General features: G+C 70.9%; 2 protein-coding genes. Both read right to left on the reverse strand.

Annotated features, from left to right (window positions below; genetic code table 11):
* Positions 1-394 precede the first annotated feature (394 nt).
* Positions 395-778, reverse strand: a complete 384-nt coding sequence (locus ACFWA7_RS39865) for a hypothetical protein (protein WP_385550314.1) — start codon at positions 776-778, stop codon at positions 395-397.
* A 77-nt stretch (positions 779-855) separates the two neighbouring features.
* The gene (locus ACFWA7_RS39870; RefSeq protein WP_385828061.1) at positions 856-2,067 is read right to left on the reverse strand and encodes a pyridoxal phosphate-dependent aminotransferase; all 1,212 of its coding nucleotides are present in this window, start codon (positions 2,065-2,067) and stop codon (positions 856-858) included.
* Positions 2,068-2,486 lie beyond the last annotated feature (419 nt).

Genomic DNA, 2,486 nt, shown 5'->3' on the forward strand with positions numbered 1-2,486 from the left:
CCCCTGAACGCGCCCCTTCGGGGCGCCCCTGTAAGGGGCGCGGGGAACTGCGCGCTCAGCCAGCGACAACCCGCAGACGACAACGCACCCTGTAAGGGGCGCGGGGAACTGCGCGACCGGCCAGCGACGACCCGCAGACGAACCCCGGGCCGAAAAGGGGCGCGGGGAACTGCGCGACCGGCCGACCACGACCCGCAGACGAACCCCGGGCCAAGAAGGGGCGCGGGGAACTGCGCGACCGGCCGACCACGACCCGCAGACGAACCCCGGGCCAAGAAGGGGCGCGGGGAACTGCGCGATCAGCCCCCACCGGCCCGCGGACGAACACCGGGCCAAGAAGGAGCGCGGAGGGACCCCGGTCCGCGGACCTCCGCGGCGCGCGGACCGGGGCCGATCAGGGGGCGGCGGTGAGGGCCAGCGCCGCCGAGTGGGCGTCCATGCGCTCCGCCGCCAGGATCGCGGCTGCCGTGTCCGCGCGCGAGGCGGCGACGACGAGGGCGCGGCCCGCGAGGGCGTGCGCGCGCTCGTGCAGCGAGGCCGGGGACGCGCCGCTCAGACCGGCGTGGCGCACCGGCGGCATACCTCCCCGCAGCCGCGCGACCTGTCGCGCTATCGCGTCCCCGGCCGAGGCCAGGCCGAGCTCGTCGGTGACGGCGAGCAGCGCCGCGAGGTGCCCGGCGAGCTGGATGTCCAGCTCCTCCCCGCGGGAGCGGTGCGGAATGGGGGCGTCGGCGGCCATCGTGCTGTGCACCGACTTGGTCCGGATCGGCTCGTACATGAGATGGCCTCCTGTTTGTTACAGGAGACCATCCTATCTTAGATTCTGTCTAAAGTTGAGCGGAACCAGGAGCCCTGCTACATCTGGCTGTAGCCGTCCAGGAAGCTGCCGATCCGCGTCACGGCCCCGGCCAGGTCCTGCGCCGGGGGGAGCGTCACGATGCGGAAGTGGTCGGGCTCGGGCCAGTTGAAGCCGGTGCCGTGCACGACCATGATCTTCTCGGCCCGCAGCAGGTCGAGGACCATCTGGCGGTCGTCCTTGACCTTGTAGACCGCCGGGTCCAGGCGCGGGAAGAGGTACAGCGCGCCCTTGGGCTTCACGCAGGACACGCCCGGGATCTGGGTGAGCAGGTCGTACGCCGTGTCGCGCTGCTCCAGGAGCCGCCCGCCCGGCAGCACCAGGTCCTCGATGGACTGGCGGCCGCCGAGCGCGGTGGCCACCGCGTACTGCGAGGGCATGTTGGCGCACAGCCGCATGTTGGCGAGGATGGTGAGGCCCTCGATGTACGAGGAGGCGTGCGCCTTCGGGCCGCAGACGGCCATCCAGCCGGAGCGGTATCCGGCCACCCGGTAGTTCTTGGACAGACCGTTGAAGGTCAGCACCATGAGGTCCGGGGCGACCACGGCCGTCGGCGTGTGGGTGGCGCCGTCGTAGAGGATCCGGTCGTAGATCTCGTCCGAGCAGACGATCAGGTTGTGGCGGCGGGCGATCTCGGTCAGCGACCGCAGCATCTCCTCGTCGTACACCGCGCCCGTCGGGTTGTTCGGGTTGATGATCACGATCGCCTTGGTGCGGTCGGTGATCTTGCCCTCGATGTCGGCGAGGTCCGGCATCCAGTCGGACTGCTCGTCGCAGCGGTAGTGCACGGCGGTGCCGCCGGCCAGCGAGACCGAGGCCGTCCACAGCGGGTAGTCCGGCGCCGGGACCAGCACCTCGTCGCCGTCGTCGAGCAGCGCCTGCATCGACATCTGGATCAGCTCGGAGACACCGTTGCCGAGGTAGATGTCCTCGACGTCGAGGTCGATGCCCTTGGTCTGGTAGTGCTGCATCACCGCGCGCCGCGCCGAGAGCAGGCCCTTCGCGTCGCCGTACCCGTGCGCCCCGGAGAGGTTGCGGAGCATGTCCTCCAGGATCTCCGGCGGGCACTCGAAGCCGAACGCGGCGGGATTGCCGGTGTTGAGCTTGAGGATGCGGTGACCTGCCGCCTCCAGCCGCATGGCTTCTTCGAGAACCGGGCCCCGGATCTCGTAACAGACATTGGCGAGCTTGGTCGACTGGATCACCTGCATGACGGTCACCTTACGGGCGCGTTTCGGGGGACGCGCGGTGTTTGCGGCGCGGGTCACCCGGGCGGGGCGTTCTGGGCGGAGCCCCGGCTTCCATCGGAATGCGGCACGGGGTGCCAGGCCGTGGATTGGCGGGGCGGGGTGGGGCGGGGGCTTGGAATACACCCCCGGGCCCCGGTGCGGGTGAGATGCGCCACGGTGCGTTGTCGTGTGCGGACCGTGCTGGGCCGAGCGCGCAGTTCCCCGCGCCCCTTTTGGGCCCGGTGTTTGTCTGCGGGCGGGTGGGGGCTTGTCGCGCAGTTCCCCGCGCCCCTTGAAGGGTGTGTTGTTGTCTGCGGTCCGTGCTGGGCTGAGCGCGCAGTTCCCCGCGCCCCTAAAAACGCGCCCCTTCGGGGCGCCCCTGTAAGGGGCGCGGGGAACTG

The sequence above is a fragment of the Streptomyces sp. NPDC059994 genome (genome assembly GCF_042737755.1).
Taxonomy (GTDB): domain Bacteria; phylum Actinomycetota; class Actinomycetes; order Streptomycetales; family Streptomycetaceae; genus Streptomyces.